At 73.4% G+C, this 24156-nt stretch carries 20 protein-coding genes; 9 read left to right on the top strand and 11 right to left on the bottom strand.

What is annotated here, in order from left to right; translation table 11 throughout:
* Positions 1–2: 2 nt before the first annotated feature.
* The 8 genes from AB0I42_RS20275 to AB0I42_RS20310 all read right to left on the bottom strand — a co-directional run bounded on the left by AB0I42_RS20275 (position 3) and on the right by AB0I42_RS20310 (position 8829).
* The gene (locus tag AB0I42_RS20275) at positions 3–1355 is read right to left on the bottom strand and encodes an acyltransferase domain-containing protein (RefSeq protein ID WP_357539086.1); all 1353 of its coding nucleotides are present in this window, start codon (positions 1353–1355) and stop codon (positions 3–5) included.
* 293 nt (positions 1356–1648) lie between these two features.
* Positions 1649–2257 (bottom strand): GNAT family N-acetyltransferase, encoded by a 609-nt coding sequence (locus AB0I42_RS20280; RefSeq protein WP_357539087.1) that lies wholly within the window; start codon positions 2255–2257, stop codon positions 1649–1651.
* Complete coding sequence (locus tag AB0I42_RS20285; RefSeq protein WP_357539088.1) at positions 2250–2867, bottom strand: helix-turn-helix domain-containing protein; 618 nt, start codon at positions 2865–2867, stop codon at positions 2250–2252. The genes AB0I42_RS20280 and AB0I42_RS20285 overlap by 8 nt, the downstream gene beginning before the upstream one ends.
* Before the next feature lie 75 nt (positions 2868–2942).
* Positions 2943–3743: an NAD-dependent protein deacylase gene (locus AB0I42_RS20290; protein WP_357539089.1), complete on the bottom strand. Its 801-nt coding sequence runs from the start codon at positions 3741–3743 to the stop codon at positions 2943–2945.
* 57 nt (positions 3744–3800) lie between these two features.
* Positions 3801–5027, bottom strand: coding sequence for an epoxide hydrolase family protein (locus AB0I42_RS20295; protein WP_357539090.1), 1227 nt, complete (start codon positions 5025–5027; stop codon positions 3801–3803).
* 180 nt (positions 5028–5207) lie between these two features.
* Positions 5208–6200 carry a hypothetical protein gene (locus AB0I42_RS20300; protein ID WP_357539091.1) on the bottom strand — a complete coding sequence of 331 codons (993 nt, stop codon included), beginning with the start codon at positions 6198–6200 and terminating at the stop codon, positions 5208–5210.
* Positions 6197–7249, bottom strand: coding sequence for a DUF916 domain-containing protein (locus AB0I42_RS20305; protein ID WP_357539092.1), 1053 nt, complete (start codon positions 7247–7249; stop codon positions 6197–6199). The genes AB0I42_RS20300 and AB0I42_RS20305 overlap by 4 nt, the downstream gene beginning before the upstream one ends.
* Positions 7250–7317: 68 nt before the next feature.
* Positions 7318–8829, bottom strand: a complete 1512-nt coding sequence (locus tag AB0I42_RS20310; RefSeq protein WP_357539093.1) for an HtaA domain-containing protein — start codon at positions 8827–8829, stop codon at positions 7318–7320.
* A 207-nt stretch (positions 8830–9036) separates the two neighbouring features.
* Here AB0I42_RS20310 and AB0I42_RS20315 point away from each other — a divergent pair, with 207 nt between their 5' ends.
* The 9 genes from AB0I42_RS20315 to AB0I42_RS20355 all read left to right on the top strand — a co-directional run bounded on the left by AB0I42_RS20315 (position 9037) and on the right by AB0I42_RS20355 (position 18210).
* Positions 9037–9882, top strand: coding sequence for a hypothetical protein (locus tag AB0I42_RS20315; protein ID WP_357539094.1), 846 nt, complete (start codon positions 9037–9039; stop codon positions 9880–9882).
* Positions 9879–10904: an ABC transporter substrate-binding protein gene (locus AB0I42_RS20320; RefSeq protein ID WP_357539095.1), complete on the top strand. Its 1026-nt coding sequence runs from the start codon at positions 9879–9881 to the stop codon at positions 10902–10904. The genes AB0I42_RS20315 and AB0I42_RS20320 overlap by 4 nt, the downstream gene beginning before the upstream one ends.
* Entirely contained in the window at positions 10901–12016 is a 1116-nt protein-coding gene (locus AB0I42_RS20325; protein ID WP_357539096.1) for an iron ABC transporter permease, read from the top strand. The genes AB0I42_RS20320 and AB0I42_RS20325 overlap by 4 nt, the downstream gene beginning before the upstream one ends.
* A complete protein-coding gene (locus AB0I42_RS20330) occupies positions 12013–12864 on the top strand; it encodes a heme ABC transporter ATP-binding protein (RefSeq protein WP_357539097.1) in 852 nt (283 codons plus the stop codon). The genes AB0I42_RS20325 and AB0I42_RS20330 overlap by 4 nt, the downstream gene beginning before the upstream one ends.
* A complete protein-coding gene (locus AB0I42_RS20335) occupies positions 12848–13543 on the top strand; it encodes a biliverdin-producing heme oxygenase (RefSeq protein WP_357539098.1) in 696 nt (231 codons plus the stop codon). Before AB0I42_RS20330 ends, AB0I42_RS20335 begins: the two co-directional genes overlap by 17 nt.
* A 134-nt stretch (positions 13544–13677) precedes the next feature.
* Entirely contained in the window at positions 13678–14850 is a 1173-nt protein-coding gene (locus AB0I42_RS20340) for a radical SAM protein (RefSeq protein ID WP_357539099.1), read from the top strand.
* Between the two features lie 31 nt (positions 14851–14881).
* Complete coding sequence (locus AB0I42_RS20345; RefSeq protein ID WP_357539174.1) at positions 14882–15862, top strand: toll/interleukin-1 receptor domain-containing protein; 981 nt, start codon at positions 14882–14884, stop codon at positions 15860–15862.
* Positions 15862–16236 (top strand): signal peptidase I, encoded by a 375-nt coding sequence (locus tag AB0I42_RS20350; RefSeq protein ID WP_357539100.1) that lies wholly within the window; start codon positions 15862–15864, stop codon positions 16234–16236. The genes AB0I42_RS20345 and AB0I42_RS20350 overlap by 1 nt, the downstream gene beginning before the upstream one ends.
* Before the next feature lie 123 nt (positions 16237–16359).
* The gene (locus tag AB0I42_RS20355) at positions 16360–18210 is read left to right on the top strand and encodes a double-stranded RNA binding motif domain-containing protein (protein ID WP_357539101.1); all 1851 of its coding nucleotides are present in this window, start codon (positions 16360–16362) and stop codon (positions 18208–18210) included.
* 13 nt (positions 18211–18223) lie between these two features.
* On the opposite strand, the gene AB0I42_RS20360 is transcribed toward AB0I42_RS20355, so the two are convergent.
* The 3 genes from AB0I42_RS20360 to AB0I42_RS20370 are packed head-to-tail and all read right to left on the bottom strand — an operon-like array spanning position 18224 to position 24145.
* Positions 18224–20848: a WD40 repeat domain-containing protein gene (locus AB0I42_RS20360; protein WP_357539102.1), complete on the bottom strand. Its 2625-nt coding sequence runs from the start codon at positions 20846–20848 to the stop codon at positions 18224–18226.
* On the bottom strand, positions 20838–23582 hold the full coding sequence (locus AB0I42_RS20365; protein ID WP_357539103.1) for an ATP-binding protein: 2745 nt from the start codon (positions 23580–23582) through the stop codon (positions 20838–20840). Before AB0I42_RS20365 ends, AB0I42_RS20360 begins: the two co-directional genes overlap by 11 nt.
* The gene (locus tag AB0I42_RS20370) at positions 23579–24145 is read right to left on the bottom strand and encodes a hypothetical protein (protein ID WP_357539104.1); all 567 of its coding nucleotides are present in this window, start codon (positions 24143–24145) and stop codon (positions 23579–23581) included. The genes AB0I42_RS20365 and AB0I42_RS20370 overlap by 4 nt, the downstream gene beginning before the upstream one ends.
* Between the last annotated feature and the right edge of the window lie 11 nt (positions 24146–24156).

Raw genomic sequence — 24156 nt, forward strand, 5'->3', positions numbered from 1 at the left:
GGCTACGCCGTCGCCCGCGACGACGACAGCCGGACGAGGCCGTCGGCGACGGCCGGCAGCGTCCGGAAGCTGGTCACCCGTACGTCCGCACCGGGCGTGGGCAGGCCGAAGCGGTTCCTGAGCCGGGCGAACATCTCGACCTGCTTCAGCGAGTCGACGCCCAGGTCGGCATCCAGGTCCGCGTCGTCGCTGAAGACGTCCTCGGGATAGTCCAGCGCCTCGGCGTACTCCCGGCGCAGCACGGCCATCAGCTCGTCGCGGGGCGGCAGCCCGGCCGCCGCTGGCAGCCCGGTCGCTTCCGGCAGGGGGGCTGCTTCCGGCGGTGCGGTCGCTTCCGGCGGCGCGGGCGGCACGTCGGTGGCCGGCACCGGCGGCGGCGGTGGGGGTGCCGGCGCGGCGCCGCCCCGGGCCGCGGCGACGGCCGACGCCGCGCCGACGCGCTGCTTGAGCGGGGCGTGCGTGGTGACCCCGGACAGGTTCTGTGCCACCAGGTCGGTGAGGATGGACCGGGCGCCGCACTCCACGAAGGTCTCGACGCCCTGCTCGTACAGGGCGCGTACGGCGTCGGCGAAGCGCACCGGTGTCGTCAGGTGCGACGCCAGCGCCTGGCGGAGGTCGTCGTCGGCGGTGTAGTAGCGCAGGCCGATCGCGGAGAAGACGCGTACCGCCGGCGGCCGGACGGTGATGTCCCGCAGGCCGGCGACGTACTCCTCGGCCACCGGACGCAGCACGCGGTTGTGGAACGGGTACGGCGCGCGCAGCCGCCGCGCCTGCACCCCGGCAACGGCGGCCAGGGCCTCGACCCGGGACAGTTCCTCCTCGGGGCCGGACACCACCGTCTGCCGCGGCGCGTTGACCGCCGCCACCTCGACCTCCCACGTGCCGAGGGCGGTCAACATGGCACCGGCGCGGGTCGCCCCGGCCGACAGGCTCACCATGCCGCCGTCCGGTGGCCGCCGCCGGGCGCAGGCGGCGTCGCGGGCCGCGACCATCCGGGCGCCGTCCTCGACCGTGAGCGCTCCCGCCGCGGTCAGTGCCGCGATCTCCCCGAAACTGTGGCCGAGCAGCACGTCCGGGCGTGCGTCGGCGGGGTCGGCGAGCAGCCGGTACAGGGCGACGGAGGTGGCGAAGATCGCCAGGTGGGCCCGTGGTGGGTCGGTGCCGGCGAGTTCGTCGGCCGGCACGGCACCGGCGTCGAGCAACAACGGCGAGACCGGTTCGTTCCCGTTCCGCCGGGCCACCAGGTCCACCGTCCCCAGGACGTCGCGGACGGCCGCGTCGTCCGCGAGTTCCATCAGTACGCCGGGCAGGTAGGCGCCCTGGCCGGGAAACAACAGCGCACGTCGAGATCTCATGTACAGCCTCCTGCTGTGGTGCCCGGCTCACGCCACGGGCCAGTCAGTCGGTGATGGGGGCGCCCGGCATCTCCACGGCCTGGAGGCGGGACACGCTCTCGGATCGAGGTGGCAACTGGTCGTGCAAACCGCCAGTTATCCGCATGGATCAGGCATACCTAGAAGCTACGGCAGCTCAACGGCTCATGTGTCCCGATCATCGAAAGTTGCGGACCGGTCGATGACGGTCTCGCGCGGTGGGTCCGACGCCGCCGGTTCCGAAGGCGGGAGCAAGTGCCGGTGCGGCCCGACGGTCAGCCCGCCGGAGATGGTGGACGCTGTTCGAGTCTCATCGAGACGTACTCGGTGAACCCGGCGCGCCGGGCGAACCGCACCGGACGCCGCCGGTACGGGGTGAAGCCGAGCTTGCGGTAGAGGGCGAGGGCCGCGACGTTGGTGTCCTTGATGTCCTGCAGGACGTACGTCCGGTGCTCCGGCAGGGCGAGCAGGTGCGTGAGTAGTGCCGTGGCCACCCCGCGCCCCTGATGGGCGGGGGCGGTCGTGACGAAACCGATCTCGGCGACGTCCTCGCCGGCGTCGTCGGGAACACCCATGAACTGACTGCGGACGACCAGATGGCTGATCGTGCCGTGGACGAATCCGAGGTGCCGCCGGAACTCCCGCCGTCTGGGGGCGAAGCACTGCTGCTCCCCGGTGGTGAAGGAGGCGACCGCGGCGGGCTTGCCGTCGACGAGGGCGACGTGGAAGCGGTCGGGCAGGATCATGTGCGCGAACGCGTCGGTGACCTTCGCCGGGTCGGGCGAGAAGTACGCGAAGTCCTCGGCGAATCCGCCGACGAGGACCTCGGTGATCGGCCGGCGGTACTCCTCGCCGAGTTCGTCTCCCCGTACGACGTCAGTCATCGGTGGGTGTCCGTCCTGTGGTGAGCACGCGTAGAACCGCGTCCGGGCTGGGCACGCTCACCTCGTCGGGCAGGGCGAGTCTGGTCGTGACGATGCCGCTGAGCAGTGCCAGATAACAGATGACCATCTCGGCCGGATCCCCGTCGCCGAACCGGCCCCGGCGTTGACCGCGCCGGATGACCTCGGTCAGCGCCTGTCTGAACGCCTGATGACCGGGCCGGAGGCGGTCGCGGACGCCCGGCGGCTCGTTGGCCAGGAAAGCCTGGTTGACGACCATGAAGAACTCCGCGGCGTCCTTGTCGGTGGCGATGTCGGCGAGGAAACGCCGGGTGAAGTCGTACAGCACGGACGCCGCGTCACCGTCCCCGGTGAGGATGCGCGCGGTCGCGAACAGGCCGTCGGCCGCCCGGGTGACCACCTCGGTGAAGAGTTCGTCCTTGCTCGCGTGGTGCTGGTAGATCAAACCGGTGCTCACCCCGGCCTCGCGGGCGATGTCGCGCATGTTCGTCGCCGCGAACCCGTGCCGGGCGAACAGCCGGACCGCGGCGGTCAACACGGCCTCGTGGGTGGCCGCGCGCATCGCCTCGTTACGGGCCGCCGAGCGTGGCACCGGACCCTCCCATCATTCAGTGAACCAATGTTCACTGTACAGAAATGGGTCCGCCTGCCGGTTTCCGGGCGGTCCTCATGTCCTGCCGGCGGCACCCCACGCGGCCTCGACCAGGGCCGGGAGTATCCGGGCGGCGGATCCGCGCAGGTTGACGTCGCAGATCGCGTCGAGCGGTGTCGGCAGCGGGTTGACCTGCACGACGGTGGCCCCGGAACGGGCCGCGATCCGGGGGATCTCGGCGGCCGGGTACACCACGCCGGACGTGCCGACGGTCAGCAGCACGTCGCAGGTGGCGGCGGCCTCGGCCGCCGCCGTCAACGCGGCCTCCGGCAGCGCCTCGCCGAACCACACCACCCCGGGCCGTACGAGCGCCCCGCAGTGCCCGCACCGCGGCGGTGCCAGCCGGCTGCCCTCGCCCGGATCGGCGGCGTCGTGATCGGCGGCGTCGTCCGCCGGGTCTACGAAGGCGACGGGGTGGGCGGCCCGGCCCACACAGCGGGGTGCGAACAGGCTGCCGTGCAGGTGGATCGGGGCCCGGGAGCCGGCCCGCTCGTGCAGGTCGTCGACGTTCTGGGTGACGACGACGGTGCCCGGGACCAGGTCCTCGATCGCGGCCGTGGCCAGATGCCCGGGGTTGGGCCGGGCCCGGCGCACCCGCGCGCGCCGCCACTCGTACCATCCCCAGACCAGGTCCGGGTCCGCGTGGAACGCCTCCGGGGTGGCGAGCTGCTCGGCGTCGTACCGGGCCCAGAGCCCGGTGAGGTCGTCACGGAAGGTCGGCACGCCGCTCTCGGCCGAGATTCCGGCGCCGGTGAAGACGACGACCCGACGAGCCTGCCCGAGGAGTGCGGCGGCACCCGGAAGAACACTCTCCATCCGGGGGATCCTGCCATCAGCGGAGGCTCGTCCACGTGCCGTGCGTCCGCCGGCCGACTAGCGCAGCGGCCGGAAGCCGGCGCGGACCTCTTCCGAGAAGGCGTCCGGTCGCTCCCAGGCCGCGAAGTGCCCGCCCTTGTCCAGCTCGTTGTAGTAGACGAGACCGGGGTACGCCGTCTCCACCCAGGTCCGTGGGGCCTGGTACAGCTCGTCGGGGAAGACGCTGACGGCGGTCGGCGTGGCGACACCCTTGGTGGCGAAGAACGAGAGCTTGTTCTCCGCGTAGAGACGGGACGCGGACACCGCCGTGTTCGTCAGCCAGTAGAGCGTGAGGTTGTCGAGGACGTCGTCCCGGGTGAGGCCGCCGGGGCGACCGGCGAAGGCCTGGGAGATCAGCTCCAGGCTGCGCGCGTCGTGGTCGAGCAGGAAGGCCGCCATGCCGACGGGTGAATCAGCGAGTCCGGTCAGCGTCTGCGGCCGCGTACCCATCATCAGGGAGTAGGCGACGTGCTTCCAGACGAAGTCCAGTTGCTCGCACGCGCGCCGCTCCTCGTTGGAGAGGTCGGAAGGAAGCGAGCCGAGTGCGTTGTTCGCCCCGGTGATGTCGCACTGGAACAACTTGTCGATGTCCGGTGGGACCGCGCCCGGCATGTTGGTGTGGATGCCGATCAGTTCCGGCGGTGCCTGCACGCCCATCAGGTCGGTGATGATCGCGCCCCAGTCGCCGCCCTGCGCGACGAACCGTGCGTACCCGAGGCGTTTCATCAGCTCGGTCCATGCCCGGGCGACGTGCTCGGGGCCCCACCCGGGCGTGGTGGGTTTGCCGGAGAAGCCGTGGCCCGGCAGTGACGGGATCACCAGGTGGAAGGCGTCCGAGGCGCTGGCACCGTGGGCGGTGGGATCGGTGAGCGGTCCGATGATCTTCAGTTGTTCGATCACCGAACCGGGCCATCCGTGGGTGACGATGAGCGGCAGCGCGTCGTCGTGTTTCGAGCGGACGTGGATGAAGTGGATGTCCAGCCCGTCGATCTCGGTCGTGAACTGCGGCAGGTCGTTCAGCCTCGCCTCGACCTTCCGCCAGTCGTAGTCGCTCTCCCAGTAGCGCGCGACGGCCTGGATCGTCGCGAGCGGTACGCCCTGCGACTGATCTCCGACGGTCTCCTTCTCGGGCCAGCGGGTGGCCGCGACGCGCCGGCGCAGGTCCTCGAGTGCCGCCTGCGGGATCTCCACGGTGAACGGGCGGATCTGTGCGGTGCGCGTCGGCGCTTCGGTCTTGACAGCCACGTCGGTCTCCTGCTCCCGTCCTCTTTGGAAGGTCGAGCGGGGATCATGTCCGCCTGGCCTTTCCGGCCAGCCCTCCAGCCGACACTAGAGCGCCGTCAGCGTGGGCCGTGGGGCATCCGAACAATCTCGTTCGTCGTCTCGTTCGACGCCGTTCGGGGTGTTCGTCACCACCGGGTCTCTTCATCCCGGGTCGCCGCCGGCGCGACCGTCAGCGGGATCGACCGGGCCGGTCGTCACCGGTTCCGCCGGCCGGAGCGGGCGTCGGCGCGAGCGCACGTACCAGGCGGCGGCGAGCGCGACGCCGAGGCCGGGCAGCCCCCACGGGTGGTTCCGGACGGTCGCGCTGAAGACGACCGGCTGGCTGAGCCCGCCGATCTCCCCGCGTACGGTGTAGCGGCCGACCGCCGGGGCGGGAATGGTGAAGGGCAGCCGGACGACCCGCTGCTCGCCGGGCGCGATGGTGTCCAGCAGCGGCGGGGGCACGAAGCCGGTCGGTTCGTCGCCCCGGTCGAGGGTGACCGAGACGGCCGGCTCGACCGCCGGGGCGGTGCCGTCGTTGCGGACGGTCGCCACGAGCAGTTGTCGCGCGGATCCTCCGAACACGCTGCTCCAGGACGGCTGCGCGCTCACCCGCAGTTCGGTGACGACGAGTTTCGCCGCCGGCACCGTGTCGGTTTCGGTCGCGGCGGCGGCCGGTGCGGTGCTGCCGGTGACGCTCAGCGGTACGGTCCCGCTCGTGCCCTGGTCCAGGCTGGTCGCGCGGACGACGCACGGGCAGGCGGCCGGTGGGGCGGCGACCCGCAGCCGGGTACGGGCCGGCCGGTTTCCGGTGACCGCGACCTGGACCGCCGAGGTGACGGCGCAGTCGGCCGACCCGCGCCGCCCGGCGTTGCCGCACAGTTCGACGTTCACCAGGCCGGCCGGCCAGCCGGTCAGCGTCACGGTGAGGTGGGCGCCGACGGCAACCTCCGCGCGGTCGATCCCGATCGTCGGCGGGCCGGCGGTCGGCTCGGCCGCCGCGGCGACGGGCGTGCCCAGGGCGGCCGCGACCGCGAGCGCCGCGGCTCCGGCCGCGAGCCGGGTGCCGCGCCGCCCCGGCCGGGACCGGCCGGCGGCTCGGGGATGGCCGGCGGCTAGGGAATGGCCAGCGGTTGGCGAATGGTGGCGGGTCATCCGGGCCGGCCGGCCGGTGTCGTCGCGGTGTCGGCCGGGCGCCCGTCGGTGTCGGCCGCCGATGCGGCCCGGCCGGCGGTGCGGGGCTTGCGCCGACGGGTCGCCCCCACGGCCAGGGCGGCAGCGAGCAGGCCGAGGACCAGCAGGACCCAGGGGACGGCCCAGACCCCGTGCGTACGGGTCACCGCCGGCAGCGGTACGTCCATGGTGGAGGGTGTGACGGTGACGGCGACGTCGAGTCGGCCGGCGGCCGGCAGGCCGGTGATCCGTTCGGTCACCTCGGTCACCCCGCCGGGCAGCAGTTCCGGTACGTCGACGGTGCCGGTCCGCGCCAGCTTCCACCGCAGCGGCCCGTCGACGCCGACGTGGGCCGTACCGGCGATGCGGACGTTGCCGGTGTTGCGCAGCCGGTACCGCACCTCCACGGTGCCGCGGTCGAGCGGGTTGAGCGGCAGGTGGCTGGTGACCCGCAGGGTCTCGATCTGGAGGGCGGGGGTCAACGGCCCGGCGACGCGCAGGTAGATCCGGGCGGCGACCCGCCGGTCGACGTTGACCCGCTGGCCGTCGGCGGTCGTGCCGGCGGCCGTCACCGAGGCGATGAGGCCCCCGGCGTGGTCGCCCGGGGTGGCGTCGGCCGGGACGATCAGCTGGAACGGGACGACGACGTGGCGCCCGGCCGGCACCACGACCTGCCTGGTGGCGATGGTCGCCCAGGTGCCGACGCCGGTCGGCGGCTGGCTGGCCGGGAGCAGGCCGAAGCTTCCGTCGGCGGTGGTGAACGCGTCGGTGCCGTACAGGTTGAGGGTCAGTGGCGTGCGGCCGAGGTTGCGGACCGCGATCTGGTCGTCGATGCGCTGCCCGGGGCTTGCGTCGTAGACGAAGTAGCTGCGCCCGGTGGGACCGGTGGCGTCGGAGGGCTGGACCGCCCAGGTGATTCCGGAATCGGTGGGGGCGGTGGCGGGGCTGGAAGGTTCGGGCGCCGCGGCCACCGGCGTGGGTACGCCGACGAGCGCCGCCGCGAGAAGTGCTGGCAGCCAACGGTGCCGCATGGGAACTCTCCGGTACGGGGATGACGCGGAGGCGCCCGCCGCAGCGGCGGGCGCCTCCGCAGGGCGGATCAGGACAGGGTCACGGTCAGGGTCGCGGTGTAGTCGCCCGGCGTGCTGGACGCCGGTACGCCGAGGTTGAGCTGCGCCCCGCACTCGAACTGCCCGCCGCTGGCGCCGGCCGCCGAGGAGCAGAGGGTACGGGCCGTACCAAGGCCGGTGCCCGCGCCCGGGTTGGCCGCGGCGCCCGGAGTAACCACGCCCGGGGTGCTGACCAGTCCGTCGTTGACGAACGAGGCGGTCGGCACCCAGCCGAGGTTGTCCGGTGCGATGGTCCCGCCGAGCGGGCTGGTGAACTGCTCCACCTGCCCGACGAGGTTCCAGCCCGCGTTGGTGCCGCGCTGGTCCTTGACGGTGACCGTGTTGAGGGCACCGGTGGCGGTGCCGCCCGGCTCGACCGCGGACAGGGCGACCGTCGAACCCGCCACGGCGAGCGTGAGCGGGCCCGTCTGCCGCACCTGGGCGGTGATCTCCTGGTCGGCGCTGCCGGCCGCGGGGGTGGCGAAGCTGACCGGGGTGAAGGTGTCCTGGCTCCGGTCGGCCGAGCCGTGCGCGGCGAAGGTCAGGATGTAGCACTGCACCACGGTGCAGTCGACATCGTTGCCGTTGCCGTCGGTGTAGCGGGCCGCGACGTCGAGCGTGGTGTCGAACGTGCCGTCGGCGTTCAGGACGTCCTGGCCGCCGCTCGGCGTCGTGACGTTCTTGTTGACCCACTTGACCGACTTGTAGCGGCGCGAGTTGACCCAGTAGTCGGCGTCGTTCTTCGGGCCGAAGGCGACGTAGATTCCGCTGCCGTTCGCCGCCTGCGGGTCGAACCCGGAACCGGTGACCGTCGCCGTCGTACCCGCCGGGTCGATGCCGGTGGCGGGGTTGACGGTGACGGTCGGTGCGGCCGCGCCGCCGCCGGCGGTGATCCGTACGGTCGCCGGGTCCAGGGCGGTGCCGGCACCGTAGAAGCCGGCGAACGCCGACGCCCCGATCTCGGTCATCGTCGTGGCCAGGTTGGACCAGGTCACGGTGGAGCCCTCGGACTGCGGGCCGCCGGTGGCCAGCGTCGCGATCTCGGCCTGGTCGACCGAGATCGGTTCGAAGCCGCCGCCGGTGACCGTCAGGTCGACGTCGGCACGCAGCGACCCGGCCGCACCGCTGAGGACCACCGTGGGGTTGGCCATGGTGATCGTGAAGAAGTGCGACGGGTAGGAGAAGACGACCGTGCCGTCGTAGTGGACGGTCGCCGTTCCGGCGGCGGCGTCGTAGTTGCCGTCGCGGAACGAGAACCGGAACGTGCCGTCGGTGTTGCGGGTCGCCCCGTCACTGACCGCGATCGGCGGGTTGCCGTTTCCGGTGGCGACGTAGTTGCGGAACGACGCCTTGAATCCCCAGTCGAGGCTGCCGGCGGTGACGTCCACCGGGGCGGCCGACGCCGGGGTGACCACGAAGAGGGCGGTGGCCCCACCGAGTGCGGCGGCCGTCACCCAACGTAGCGGACTGCGCCGGCTGGTTCCGGCGCGGAGTCTGCCCATGTTGCTTCCTTTCGTTAGGTCGGGGGAGATCCCCCAAGAGCAACTTAGGTTAGCCTCACCCAACCTCACGTCAACTCGACGTTCCGGTGGGGATTCGGCCGGTCCCGGTGCGTCTGAACTGCCCGGTTGACCGACTTGATCTTTGTGGGTGGTGGACTTAGGTTAGGCAGTCCTAAGCTGTCTCGCGTGGAGAGCGTGGAGAGTCTGATGCCATCCCGTCCCAACCTTCGACGCCTCGTCGGCACCGGCCCGACGCTGGCCCTGCTCTGCGTCACCGCGGTCACCGCCGTCGGGCTCACCCCCGCCACCGCGTGGGCGGAGACCGTCGGCCAGGGCGCCAACGGACAACGACTGACCGTGAGCAAGACGACCGGGATCAACCGGCAGGGCGAGACGCTCTCGGTCTCCGGCACCGGCTACGACACGAGCAAGGGCATCTACGTCGCCTTCTGCGTCGACAACGGCGCCGGCGCCGCGCCGTCGCCCTGCGGCGGCGGCATCGACATGTCCGGCAACTCCGGCGCATCACAATGGATCTCGTCCAACCCACCCGCGTACGGCGAAGGACTCGCCATCCCGTACGGGCCCGGCGGGTCCTTCTCCGTCCAGGTGAAGGTCAGCACCAAGATCGGCGACGTCGACTGCACCGTCACCCGCTGCGCCGTCGTCACCCGCACCGACCACCTGCGGACCGCCGACCGCTCCCAGGACGTCCGGGTACCCGTCACCTTCACCGCCGCCCAGCCGGCACCGGGCAACCCGCCCCCTCCCGCCGCGAACCCGGGCAACCCCGGCCCCGGCCGTACGACCCCGGCACCCGGCGCCCCGACCACCGCGACTGCGCCCGCCACCGCCGGCGTCGCGGCCACCGCCTCCGCCGCCACCCCCGGCGGCGCACCCGCGGCCGACGACGCCGCGACCGCCGCCGACGTCACCCGCGTCAGCCAGAGCACCGCCGCCGACCGCTGGTGGAACGCCGCCCTGATCGCGCTCGCCGGCGTCGTGGCCCTCCTGCTCGTCCTGCGGTTCCGGCGCCGACGGGGGGAACGGTGAGAGGCCGCCGCCTGGTCGCGACCCTCGGCGGGATCGCACTGCTCGCACTGACCGCCTGCGCCCCGGGACCGACCGGCGCCACCGCGTCCGGCGTGGACCCCGCGATCGGCTGCGGCCCCGCCACCGCCCGGCTCCCCGACCAGGACGTCGCCCCGGTCGACGACAACCCGCCGAGCCACCTGCCGGTCACCGTGACCTCCGCCGACGGCACCGACGTCACCGTCACCGACGCCAGCCGCATCCTGCCGGTCAACCTGTACGGGTCCATCGCCGAGATCGTCTTCAGTCTCGGCCTCGGCGACCGGGTCGTCGGCCGGGACACCTCCACGACCCTCGCCGCCGCCGCCCACCTGCCGGTGGTCACCCCGGCCGGCCACGACCTGTCCGGCGAGGCGATCCTGCGCCTCGACCCGACCGTCGTCATCGCCGACAACAGCATCGGACCCCCCGAGGTGCTCAACCAGCTCCGCCGGTCCGGAATCGCCGTCGTCCTCGTCGACGACGAACAGACCCTGCCGGCGATCTCCCGCCACATCCGGGCCATCGCCACCGCGCTCGGCGTGCCGCAGAGCGGGGAGAAGCTGGTCGCGCGGGTCGAGGGCGAGATCGCCGGCGCCCGCCGGCAGGCGCCGTCCGGCCGCCCCCTGCGCATCGCCTTCCTCTACCTGCGCGGCACCGCCGGGGTGTTCCTCATGGGCGGCAAGGGCGCCGGATCCGACGAGATGATCCGGGCGATCGGCGCGGTCGACGCCGGCACCGAGATCGGGCTGGTCAAGTTCCGCCCGCTGACCAGCGAAGGACTGATCAACGCCGCGCCCGACGTCATCCTCGTGATGACCCACGGGCTGGAGTCCGTCAAAGGCGTCGACGGCCTGATCGCGATGCCCGGCGTCGGCCAGACCCCGGCCGGCCAGAACCGGCGCATCGTCGACATGGACGACGGCCTCCTGCTCAACTTCGGCGCCCGGACCGGGCCGGCGATCGCGGCACTCGCCGAGGCGGTCTACCGCTCATGCCGGTGAACCCGACCACCGAGCGGCGGCCCACCGCCGTACCGCCGCCGGCCGGCACCGCACAGCGGCCCCGGCCGACCGGACGCGCCCGCCGCCGTGGCTGGCTGCTGGTCGCTGGCCTGCTCGGCCTGCTCGCGCTGCTCTGCCTGGTCGCCGCCGGCACCGGCCAGGTACGGATACCACCGGACGAGGTCCTCGGCTCGGTCCTGCACCGTCTCGGCCTGCCGATCGGGCCGACACCCACCGCACCACAGGGCGACAACGCCCTGTGGGTCGTCCGGTTCCCCCGCGTCGCGCTGGCCGTCGTCGTCGGCGCCGCACTGGGCTGTGCCGGCGCCGTCATGCAGGGTGTCTTCGGCAACCCGCTCGCCGAGCCCGGCGTCATCGGCGTCTCCTCCGGTGCGGCGGTCGGCGCCGCCGCCGTCATCGTCACCGGAGTGTCCGTCGCCGGCGGCTGGACCGTTGCCGCGGCCGCCTTCTGCGGTGGCCTGCTCACCACGTTCCTGGTCTACGCCCTCTCCCGGTCCAACGGCCGTACCGAGGTCGTCACCCTGGTCCTGACCGGCATCGCGGTCAACGCCGTGGCCGGCGCGCTGCTCGGGGTGCTGATGTTCTTCGGCGACGCCGACGCCGTACGCGCCGTCGCGTTCTGGCAACTGGGCAGCCTCGCCCAGGCCAACTGGGCGGCCGTCGCCGTCGCCGCACCGTGCGCGGCCGTCGGCATCGCCGCCTCGGTCGCCGCCGCCCGGCGGCTGGACCTGCTCGCCCTCGGCGAGCGACCGGCCCGGCACCTCGGCGTCGACGTCGAGCGGCTGCGCATCGTGATGATCACCGTCACCGCGCTGCTGGCCGCGTCCGCCGTCGCGTTCACCGGCGTGATCAGCTTCGTCGGCCTGGTCGTACCCCACCTGATCCGGATGGTGACCGGCCCCGGCCACCGCATCCTGGTCCCGGCCAGCGCGCTGGGCGGGGCGGCGGTCGTGGTCGTCGGCGACCTCGTCGCCCGCACCCTGATCGACTATCAGGAACTGCCGCTGGGTGTGCTGACCGCGCTGATCGGCGGCCCCTGCTTCTTCTGGCTCCTGCGCCGCACCCGGGCCCGCGCCGGAGGCTGGGCATGACCGGGTGGCGGCGCGGCGACCGGGCCGCCAAGGCGGCACCATCCACATCAGAGCCGCCGGTCGCCGCGCACGGACTGCACGTCCGGCTCGGCGGCCGGCCGGTGTTGCACGACGTCAGCCTGCGGGTCCGCGCCGGCGAGGTGCTCGCCCTGGTCGGGCCGAACGGCGCCGGCAAGTCGACCCTGCTCGCCGCCCTCTGCGGCGACCTACCCGTCACCGCCGGCGAGATCCGGATCCAGGGGACGCCGCTGTCGGCGTGGCGGCCGATCGAACTCGCCCGCCGCCGGGCGATGCTGCCCCAGCGGGCCACCGTCGCCTTCCCGTTCACCGCGGCCGACGTCGTGCACATGGGGCGGGCCCCCTGGGCCGGCCGGCCCGAACAGGCCGAGGACACCGAAGCCGTCGCCACGGCGCTGCGCCTGGCCGACATCGAACACCTCGCCGACCGGCCGTTCCCCAGCCTCTCCGGCGGGGAGCAGGCCCGGGTCGCGCTCGCCCGGGTGCTGGCCCAGCGGGCCCCGATCCTGCTGCTCGACGAGCCGACCGCCGCGCTCGACGTACGCCACCAGGAACTGGTGCTCGGCATCGCCCGCGACCGCGCGGCGGCCGGCAACGCCGTCGTCGTCGTGTTGCACGACCTGACCCTGGCCGCCGCGTACGCCGACCGGATCGCCCTGCTCGCCCAGGGCCGCCTGGTCGCCGACGGCCCTCCGGCCGAGGTGCTGACCGCGGAGCAGCTCAGCGGGACCTATCAACACGACATCGAGATCGTGCTCCATCCCCGCACCGGCACCCGCCTGGTGCTACCGATCCGAACGACGGAGAATGCAGATGACCGACACCCTTGACGCCGCCGCCGACGCCGGGATCGCCGCCCGGCTGCGTGCCGCCACGGACGCCGCCCACCAGGCGGCGGAGTCGACCACCTACGTGACCGACCTGATCGCCGGGAAGTTCGCCGTGGAGGGCTACGCGCTCCTGGTCACCCAGCACTACTTCATCTACGAGGTTCTCGAGGAGGCGGCCGGCGCGATGCGCGACGACCCGGTCGCCGGACCGTTCGTCGCCGACGAGCTCACCCGCCTGCCCGCGCTGGTCGAGGACCTCGACTACCTGCGCGGCCCGGGCTGGCGCGAGGAGAGCGCCGCGGGCGCGGCGACCGAGGCGTACCGGCAGCGGCTGCGGGAGGTCTGCTTCACCTGGCCGGCCGGATTCGTCGCCCACCACTACACCCGGTACCTCGGCGACCTGTCCGGGGGCGCCGTCGTGGCGAAGGCGATCCGTGAGACGTACGAGTTCCCGGCCGGGCGCGGCACGAGGTTCTACGAGTTCGACGGCATCCCCAGCCGGGGCCGGTTCAAGCGGGAGTACCGCGAACGGCTGGACGCCCTGCCGTTGAGCCCGGAGGAGTTCGACCGGATGGCCGGCGAGGCCGTCGTCGCCTTCGACCTCAACCGGGCGGTCTTCACGGAGCTGGCGCAGGCGGCCCGGCCTTACCCGCGCCGGCTCGGGGAGCCGGCCGGCTGACCGCCGGTGCGCGGGGCGGGACGGGACGTTCCTGTCCGGCCCCGCCGGTCGGCCCGATGTGCACCCTGGTGGGGCGGCGACGGGATGGTTACGCTCAGTGTGCCAGTGGTCGATGTCCTGCATGGGAGAGTCGGATGGCACCGTTGCCGGCCAACCAGGACCTGCTCCGTGGTGCCGGGGGCGGGATTCCGGCGGCGGCCGTCGACGCCGGGCTGCGCTGGCTCCGCGCCGGTGGACCCGCGCCGAGACCCCTGTCGGTCCACCTCGACGTCACCCTCCGCTGCGCCGCGCGCTGCACGCACTGCGCACAGTGGACCTGGAAGGAGCGGCCCGACCTCGACCCCGCGCGAATAGACCTGCTGATCGCGACGCTCCAGAGGTGGCGGGTCCGTACGGTGACGCTCGGCGGGGGAAACCCCCTGCTGCACCCGCACCTCGACCGGATCGCGTACGGCCTGCGCGCGGCCGGCATCCGCGTCGGCCTGATAAGCGAGGGCGGTGTGCCGATCACGCCGGAGACGGTCCGCCTGGTCGACGAGTGCCTGTCCTGGATCCGCTTCTCGATCGACGGCGCCTCGCGGGAGGTCCACGACCGCATCCGCGGCGTCGAGGGCTTGTTCGACACGACCACCGCCGGGATCCGCGGGCTGCGGGCGGCCGACACCGGTGCCGCCGTCGGGGTCAACTTCGTCGTGCAGCGCCGCAACATGCACCAGATCGGTCCGATGGTGACGCTCGCCCGGCAGCTCGACGTCGACGTGCTGCTGTTCAAACTGCCGCACGGCTCGGATCCGCGCGGCCGCTACGTGCCGACGGCCGCCGAGTGGTCCGGCATACGGGACCAGGTGGCCGGGCTGGCCGGGGCGCTGCCCGACCGCCCGCGCACCAACCTGGTGCGGTTCGCCGCGCTGCTCGACGAGCTGGACGCGACCGACGTCGCCACCGGCAGGCCCGTACGCGGCCACTACCTACGTCACGCGGCCCGCTGCTTCGTACCGCTGTTCTTCCTGGTCATCGATCCGATCGGCGACGTCTATCCGTGCGACTACCTCCAGGCCGACACCCGCACCGAGACGGACGACGCCTGGCGGTCCCGGCCGGCCTACCGCGCCGGCAACGTCTTCGAAGACGGTGACGCGGTGCTCGACCGGCTCGGCGATCTCCTGCGCGCGACGGTCCACGAGCTGCCGGGCGCCGGACACCACGAATGCGGCACCTGCACCCGGTTCTTCCAGATGAACACCGCGTTGACCGCCGGCCGTACGGGCGGCCCGGCGCCCGACGGCGCCGCGGCGCCGTTCCTCTAGCGGTGACCCGCTGTTCAGGAGAGGGGTGACCATGGCCGCCGGCGACGGGCTGGTGTTCATCAGTTACGCACGTGCCGACGAGGACCTTGCCCGTTCGCTGCGGGACCGGCTCTCGCAGGCCGGCGTCAGTTCGTTCCTCGACACCGGCGAGATCCGCGCCGGTGACGAGTGGCGCCGCGTCGTGACGTCGGCGCTGGACCGGGCGTCGCTCGTGGTCGTCGTCTGCACCGGCCGGTCGGTCGCGTCGGTGGAGGTGACATTCGAGTGGGCGTACGCGATGGCGCTCGGGGTGCCGGTGGTGCCCGTCCTCTACGAGCCGGGGCTGACCCTGCCGGGCGCGCTGGCCTCCCTGGACCGGCTGAGCTTCGTGGATCCGGCCCACCGGCCGTGGGACCGGCTAATCGTGCGGGCGGTCGAGGCGGGCTGGAAGGACCGGATATCTCTCGGCCGGCTGCGCCGGCTCGGCGTCGAGCGGATCTTCACCGGCCGGACGAACATCGCCCGGCAAGGCGTCCGGGACCTGCTCGACCGTGTCCTTCCGCAGACCGAGCTGCTGGTCGTCGGGCGCAGCCTGGAGAGCTGGGCCCGCGAGTTCCAGGCGATCCAGGACTGCGTGACCCACAAGGGCGTACGCGCCCGCTTCGCACTGGTCGACCCGGCCCTCGCTCCGGACGGCTGGATGGTGCCCGCCGACTACGCCCACCTCGACGTCGGTGCGGCGGTCGAGAAGTTCCGCAAGATCTCCTCAGCGCCCGGGTCGGACGGCTCGTTCGAGGTCTACTTCCTCCCCAACGCGCCGACCTTCTCGTTCGTCCACCTGCACGACGCCGGGGGCGCGTACGGCTTCCTGGAGTTCGGGGCCAGTCTGAGCTTCGCCGAGCGGTTCGCGATCGAACTGCGTTCCGGCGACGGCGACGGCCTGCTGAGAAGCGTGTTCAAGGTGCACGACGCCATGCTGCACACCCGTCCACCCGTGATTTCGTCCGCCGGTCCGAGCCGAGGTGAGCAGTGATGGTGTCCACGCAGCGGGCGGCCGACGAAGGCGACTTCGCGGTCGGTAACGCCGCCGAGTCGGGGCGGGCCGGGGGATGGTTCGTCGGCCCCTTCCTGGAGAGGGCCGGCATCCGGCGCACCGACCGCGTCGAACTCAAGTGGGGCGTGCACCGCGCCGGTGAGCGCCGGGACGGGATCAGCGACGGTGCCGGCGTCGGCAGCGCCGCCGTGCTGGTCACCGGCTCGTTCGTGATGGAGTTTCCGACCAAGCGACGACATGTGCTGCTGAGCCGCTGCGGCGACTACGTGCTGTACGGCCCCGGGGTCGCGCACAGCTGGCACGCCGTGACCGACTCCACGGTGCTGACCGTCAGGTGGCCGGCTGACGGATGAGGGCCGCCCGACGTACGGGTTGGCTTCCCGACGGTCCGGTTCCACCCCGTGGGTGGCACCGCCTACGGTGTACGTGCCACCGGCAGCCGGGCGGCAGAAAGCGGGCGGGCGATGGATCTTGGTGTGCTGAGGGGCAAGGGACACGGGCTGCCGGATCTGGTCGCCCCCGCCCTGGGAGCACTCGCCGGCGCGGGACTCACCACCCCCGGCGACGAACTCGTCGACGCGGTCCGCCTGACGCTGACCCACAGGTCCTATCTGAACGACGACCGGCACCGGCCGGACCCGCCCGACCCGCGCTACCTGGAAGCGCTGGAGACCCTCGGTTCCATCTTCCAGCAACATACGGCCACCATCGCCGCCTATCGCAACCCCGGCGCCGACCAGCGGCACCTGCACCGCGAGGTGACCCGACTGGCGGCCGGCTTCCCCGGCTGGGCGGCCCGCCTCGACTGGCTGCGCGAGTCCGCGGTGCTGGGCCAGAGCCTGGGGCGGGGACCGGTCCCGGATCGCGTGTTCGCGGCACTGTTCAACCGGTTGCTGGGCCTGCTGTGCCTGGTCGGCGAGACCCGGACCGCCGAGAACCTGATGGCGGGCCTCCTGGCCGAGATCCGCGACGACGGCGGCGGCACCGGCAATCCGAAACAGCTGCTGCAGGAGTCGCTGCCGGAAGGGTCGACCCGCTTCGAATACCACCAGGAGGGCCCCGGCCACGCGCTGGTCTACCACGCGGTGGTCACCGACGCGACGGGCCGCAGCGGCACCGGGACGGCGAGCAACAAGAAGGCCGCCAGCCAGGCCGCCGCCCTCGACTTCATCCGTACGCACAGTCCGGGGCTGCTCGCGGCCCAGCGGTCGGCGGCCGGCGACAGCCGCCCCGAACCGCAGCCGGTCGACGAGTCCACCGCCCACATGACCGTGGTGCTTCGGCTGCGCCGCACGCTCCGCCTGCCGGACCGCTGCCTCGGCCTGTTCTCCCAGGCGCTCATCCACGGCTCGTGGGCGCACGAGAACCAGGCCCTGCTGCGCAAGTACGGCCAGCGCGACAACCAGGCCCTCGCCGCCCTGGGAGCCCGGGCACTGATGTACGAGTACTACCTGTCGATCGTCCGGACGGTGCTGCTGACCGGCGCCATCGACAGCCTGTCCCTGGCCACCCCCGAGGGCACGATGTACGCCCGGGCGCTGGAGTTGATCGACGCCGGTCCCGGACTGCTGCTCGGCGCCGGCCAGGCCCAGCAGCAGTCCAGCGTCACCGTGGCCGCGGCCGCCTTCCAGGCCCTGTACGGCGCCGCGCTGGCCGCGAACGACTTCGCCCCGCTCGGCGATAGGTGGCCCCGGTCGTACCAGGCGGCGTGGGACACGATCGCGCCGGGCGGCGCCCGCCAGGAGGACGGCCGGACCCGCTTCGACACGCTGTGCACCGCCCTGGACCTGCACGCCCAGTACCAGGTCAGCCGACACGGGCCGGAACACGAGCCGCGCTACCGCACCGTCGTCGACCTGCACAGCCTCGCCACCGGCGAGGTGGTGACCCTGGCCGGTCCGGACGGGCGCAGCCAGTCCGTCGCGAACAACCACGCCGCCGAACTCTTCCTGGCCCTGACCGACAGCCTCGCGCTTCCGGTTCCGCACCACGTCGACGACCCGGCCGCCCTACGGTTCCTCGTCGCCCACCAGGCGACCGTCTTCGCCGCCGAACCGGCCCTGTGGCGCAAGTGGGCCAAGCGGAAGCTGTTCGGGCTGCACCTGGCCGACGCCCCGGACGACCTCCTCGCCTGGGCGGTGGCGGTGGACCGGCTGGTCGACGACGACATCTCACCCTGCCTGCCGGACGACCTCACCGCCGCCTACGCGTACGCCCTGCGCGGCGCGGGCGCCGCCCGACCGGAACCGGCGCCACCGGCCGACGGGCCGAGCGGACCGCTCGCGAGCGCCGTCCGCGCCGCCCTGGCCCGGATCGCCGACCGGTGACCGGGCGCCCGGCTCAGTCCAGTTCGGAGTCGAAGCTCAGGTCTCCCTGAAGGAACTCGACCCGGTCGAACAGCCGCCGGTCGGTGCTGTGCAGCACCACCGGCAGCCCCTGAGCCAACTCCTCCACCAGCAGCGCCTTGATCTGGCCGTACTGGGCGTTCCGGTCGCGGTCCACATTGTGCAACTGGAGGCCCTTGGCCCGCAGCGCCGAACGCATGCCACGAAGCTCCGGAATGTCCGGGCAGACGACGATGCTCCGGGCGGTCCGCCCGCCGGCGATCCGGCGCGACAGCCCGGTCTGGTCGATCCGGCGGCCCTGGCGGGCCAGCCGGCCCAGCCCCCAGTTGTCGATGACGACGACGAGTTCCACCGGCCCGGCCGGCGCCTGCGCGTCGACACCGAACTCGGGCTCCTCGGCCAGCCGGACGTCCACCCTCGTCAGGCCGCCGTAGCGGTCGGCGACGAGAAAGCCACCGGGAACGGCGGCCAGCGCCCTGGGCAGCGCCACCGGGATCAGTTCGCTGCCGGCGGGCAGCCCGGCCACCGGCCAGCGCCAGCACCGGACCGCACCGTCGTCGGCGACCGTGGCGACCCAACGGTTGTCCGGGTCGACCACGATGTCCCGTACGGCGGAGCGGCTGCGCCCCTCGTGCAACTGCATCGCCACCCGGTGGTCGTCCAGCGACCAGACGATGGTGCGGCCGTGCTCGTCCCCGGCGATGACGAAGCCGCCGTCCGGGGCGACCGCGATCGCGGTGACCCGGGCGTGGTATCCGCTGAACGGCCGGGGCAGGCCCGGGCCGAGCGCACTCCACCGGAAGACCTCGAGGCCGTTGTTGGTGGTGATCGTCGCCGCCCCGTCGGGGGTGACGGCCACCGCCCGGGCCCGGCCGCTGCGGTGCCACCCGAGCCGCATCACGTCGACCTGGCCGCCCCGCCCGATGTCGATGCGTTCGACGTTGCCGTTCTGCCTGGTCGCGATCACCGCACGGGCGCCGGGCACGGCGGCCAGCCGGTAGTACGGCGCGTCGCTCGGCTTCGACCGCAGCAGCACCGTCGGTTCGCCGCCGGCCAGCGTCCACAACTGCAACTCGTCGCCCGTGCGGACCGGCTGCTCGCTCGCACCGGCCTCGTCGGCTTCCCCGGGTCCGCCGGTCTCGCCGGGTTCGCTGGTCGCAACGGTCTCGGCGGTCTCGACGGCCACGGCGGTCTCGCCGGCCTCGCCGGCCTCGCCGGTTTCGTCCGGCTCCGGCGGGGGCGGTGCGGGGCGTACGAGGGCGACGAACTCGTCGCGGGTGCCGTGCAACCGCACGAGCGTCCGCACGTCGACATCGGCGATCCGCTCCGGCGCCGGCAGCTCCGGGCCGTCCAACGGCCAGCGGTGGATGCCGGTGCGCCCACCCGTGACCGCCGTCCGCTGGTCACCGGTCACGGCGATCGCCCGGATCTCCGGCTCCTCGCTTCGCGTCCGGCCCGGCCGCCCCGTCACCGCCCGGTCGCCGACACCCGACCAGCGCAGCAGCAGCCCGTCGCGACCACCGCTGATCACGGTGCCGTCGCGTGCCGCGCCCAGGGCGGTCACCGTGCGGTCGTGGGCGCCGACGACCGTACCGGCCGCGGCACTGCCGTCGACGGGCCAGGACAGCAACGTGCCCACCCCGGTGCTGGCGACGACCCAGGTGTCGTGGGCGGTCAGCACCCCGCGCCAGAGCCGGCCCTTGTGCCGGCCGACGATCGACGGCTCACCGGCACCGTCGGCCACCGGCCAGCGCCGGATCGTGCCGTCGTATCCGCAACTGACCACCCACTCCCCGGAGCGGGCCGCGACCAGCCCGGTGACCACGGTCGGCCGGCCGTGGTCGCCGACGACGTGGCCCTGCCCGGTGGCATGGCTCCAGCGGTGCAGCCGACCCCGGGCGTCCGCGGCGAGGACGTGGTCGTCGGTGGCGGCGAGCGCGAAGATCTCCTCGCCCAGGTCGGCGAACACCTCGGGGCCGGCGTCCGGATCCCGCCGGTCCCACCGCAGCAGGTGGCCGTCGACACCCGCCGAGAACAGGTGGGTGCCGGTGGCGCAGACCGCGTGCACGATGCCCGCGTGGGCGCCCAGCCGGACGACCGGCCCCCAGCCGTCGGCGAGGTCGACGACGTGGACCGCCCCGCTCTGGTCACCGATGACGGCGACGTCCCCGGCCTCGGGGGCCAGCGCGACGGCGGTGGCCGGAGCGGACAGTTCGCCCACCGGTCGCCAGCCCGGGCCGCTGTCCGCCCGCCAGCCGAACAGTGTCCCGTCGTCGCCGCTGGCGATGACGAGGGACGCGTCGTCGCCGACCGCCACCGCCGAGATCGCGCCCCGCCCGATCCGGTAGCGGTGCCGCAGCCAGCTCGTGGAATAGCGGGTGATCAGTGCCGGCGCGGGGATGCCGGAGCCGAGCAGGTCGTCGACCCGGGCGGCGATCACCGGGGCGATCAGGTCCGTACGCGGTCTTCCGTCCGGGCTGTCGGCCCTGGTCCGGGTGGTGTAGAGCAGTTGCTGCGCGAGCGTGGCCCGGGCCCCGCCGGCCGACTCGACGCTCAGCTCCGGCAGTTCGGCCGCGGCGGCCCTGAGCAGGCCGAGCAGCTGCCCGACGCTAGAGTTCATCGGGGCCGCCCTCCGGGTCGAAGTCCTCGTCGACCGCGCGCACGACGTAGCCGCCGACGGTCGCCTCGATCCGCAGCGAGTACTGGTGCGTCGGCTTCTCGCTGCGCTCCCGGCGCCACCCCTCGTAGACCAGGACACCCAGTCGCCCGGCCCGCCAGGCGGTGCTCAGCGGGTAGTCCTCGCGCAGGGTGTCGAGCTGGGACTCGGCCTCGGCACGGGTGGCGAAGATCTGCGGCCGCTGCTGCGGCCGCGGACTCCCCAACGCCCTGCGCAGCACCCGGTGACCCCAGTTCGGGTGTGCCTGTCCCGGCGAGCGCCGTTCCGGATGCCGGTCGATACGGTCGACGCGGTGCTTGTGCACGCCGATCCGCCACTGGCCGGCCCCGACGGGTTCGGGCTCCAGGTCGACGTAGTGGCCGACGAAGCCGGCCTCCCAGTCCTGGATGGTCAGCCCGAACCACTTCACCCACAGCCGCACCGAGTCACCGTCGTCGTCCTCGCGCCGGGCGATCGGGTAGACCTCGCGCAGCCGCTGCAGTGAGGCCACCGCCTCGGCCCGGCTGGTGTAACGGAGTTCGCCGGTGAGGAAGGCGACGATCTCGCCCTGTCCCAGCACCGCGTACCGGCGCTGGCCGGGCGCCGGCGTCTCCGCCGATTCCTCCACCGGCGGTGGCGGCGGCGCGCTCGCGATGACCCGCGACGGCCTCGGCAGGACCGGGACACTCCGCGCGGACAGCAGCCCCGGCGCGAGCCGCCCGGTGTCCAGGAGCCGCTGGGTCACCGTCAGGCCGGCGATGGCGGCGTCCAGGCCGAGCGGGATGTCGCCGGCGGCGGGCGCGGGAGCCAACAGGCAGGCTTCCAGCCACTCCCACGACTCGACCAGCAGCGCCAGCCGGCCCTGCCACAGCGCCAGGTCCTCGTCGTCGTGGCCGAGTTCGGCCGCCGCGTCGATGATCTCGGCGAGCTGTGCCGGCGTCTCGGCCAGGGCGAGCCGGCCGGTACGGGCATCCCACTCGACCCCCTCGGGGAACAGCGGGGTGAGTGCCCGGACGAACCGGCGCCGTTCCAGGTCGGCGCCGGTCCACTCACTGTCGGAGGCGGCCATGGCCCGTACCGCCGCCGCGGCCGCCGGATGGAAGAGCATCACCCGACCGGCCGGCTCGGCACCCGCCGCCGGATCCGGCAGCACCAGGTATTCCCGTACCGGCCCACGCAGGACGTTCTCCCGGGCCCCGCGCCAGGTCTGCGAGCCCGGCCGGCTCCGGCCGGGCTCGTCGGCGACCGTCCACACCCGGGACATCTCGGCCTCGGTGAGGCCGTGCCGGGTCGTCGCCGCGATGAACAACGCCCGTTCGCTGTCCCGCAGCACCCGCTCCGGCCAGGCACCCGGACCCAGGTCACGGCCGAGCAGCCGGGGCAGCGCGCCGTGGTAGTAGTCGACCAGGCTCCCGATCGGTTCGGACCGCCACAGGTCGGCCGGCACCTGCCCGGCCGCCCGGATCTCCGCCAGGTAACCGGCGGCGACCAGGAACTGGCCCGCGCAGCGGCGCACCACGGCGGCGGCGACGGCGTCCATCCGCTCCGCGGGAAGCCGTACGGCCAGCGCCGGATCGGTGAGCGCGGTCAGGACGTATTCGCCGATGTCGGCGTCGGCGCTGTCGGCGAGGTCGAGCCGACGCGGGTACGGCCCGTCCGGCGGGAAGCCGACCGGCGGGTACTGGGAGAACAGCAGCAGGCGCAGACCCCAGCGGGCGAAGTCCGCGTAGCGGGTGAGCAGTTCGGTGAGCACCCGCAGGCTCTCCGCGTCGCGGCGCTGGTCGTCCACCGCGTCGACGACGAGGACCAGCGTGTCCGGTTCGTCGCCACGTTCCCGCGCGATCCTGGCCCGGGCTTCCAGCACCCCGTAGAGGAAGCCCAGGGTCGGGGTGGCGATGACCGGCTTGTTGACACCGATGGCGGTGCCGCTGCCGACCTGCTGGGTCAGCTTGATGAAGGTCGCACCGTGCGCGAGCAGCGCCTCGGGCGCGTCGCGGCCGATCACGTCGGCGACCGCGTGCACGAGTTCGCTCTCCCGTACGGCCGGACCGCCGGCCTGCCCCACCTGGTCCCAGACACTCGCGTAGGCGACCGTCACCCCGGCCTCGTCGGCGAGCCGGTGCAGGACCGTACGCGCCAGCGTGCTCTTGCCGGCACCCGGGCGACCCGTGACCAGCAGGACGTCCTGCGCGGAATCGTGGCGGGCCCAGGCGGTGACGTGGTCGAGGGCGGCGGTGCGCGGCTGGATGAAACCGACCTGCTCCACCCTGCCCTGGAACGGTTCGGCGGGACGCTGCGCCATGCCCACGACCAGCGCCAGCCGGTGCCGGTGCACGTCGGTCACGCTGCGCACCGCCCGCGCCACCAGGTCGGCGAGTGGCGGGTTACGGTCCCGCAACGCGTCCAGGTCGGCGGTCAGCAGCAGCGTGGACCGTCGCGGTGCCGGCGGTGGTTGGGTGCCGGCGGCGGCGACCGCCTCGCCGAACGGGGCGAGCAGGCTGAGCGCCCGCTCGTCGGTGCCCGGATCGTCGAGCCAGACGAGATCGACCTCGACCGGTCGTATGTGGTGCCCGAGCTGGCTCGCCGCCTCCCGCAGAAGCTGCCGCTTGCCGAGGCCGGCCAGGCCGGTGAGGCAGAGCACCGGCCTGGTGCCGGTCAGTGCCCCCTGCAGCCAGCCGACGAAGTCCTGTGGCCTCATCCAGCGGTGGGCCGGGTGAAGTCCAATCCGGTCACGGGGCCGTCCGCTTCCTCGACGACCTGGTCGATCTCGTAGCTGCCGGCCGGAAGTTCACCGTGGACGGCGCGCAGCGGCTGCCGCAGCTTCTTGACGTCCTGCTTGAGCTTCACCCGTACGCCGGTGGCCTCGCGCGGCTCGCCGACGAACGTCAGCCGCTGCCCGACGACCGTCTCGGCGAGCCGGCGCAGCGTGTCGAGCTGCGTCAGCAGGTCCTGGTCCGTGCCGCTCGCCGGTAGATGGCCCTCCCGGTAGGGGCTGAGCATCGCCCGCGCGGTAAGGATCTCCCTCTCCCGCTCGGCGAGGACGTCGTGGTCGATCGTCACCGACCGCAGCGGCTGGTCGAGCACCTGCTCGCCGCCGGACACCGCGACGACCTCCTGCGCGGGCTCTTCCTGCCCGGCCGCGCGGGCGGCGTTCCGCTCCCGTCGGCGCTCCAGCCAGGCGCCGGTCTGGTCGTAGAGGAAACGCACACCTTCCGCGAGAACTATCGCGCTCACCGCGGCGATCGTCAGAGGTTCGGGCACGTCGGCCTCCT

The sequence above is a fragment of the Polymorphospora sp. NPDC050346 genome (genome assembly GCF_040655695.1).
Lineage (GTDB): Bacteria > Actinomycetota > Actinomycetes > Mycobacteriales > Micromonosporaceae > Polymorphospora > Polymorphospora lycopeni.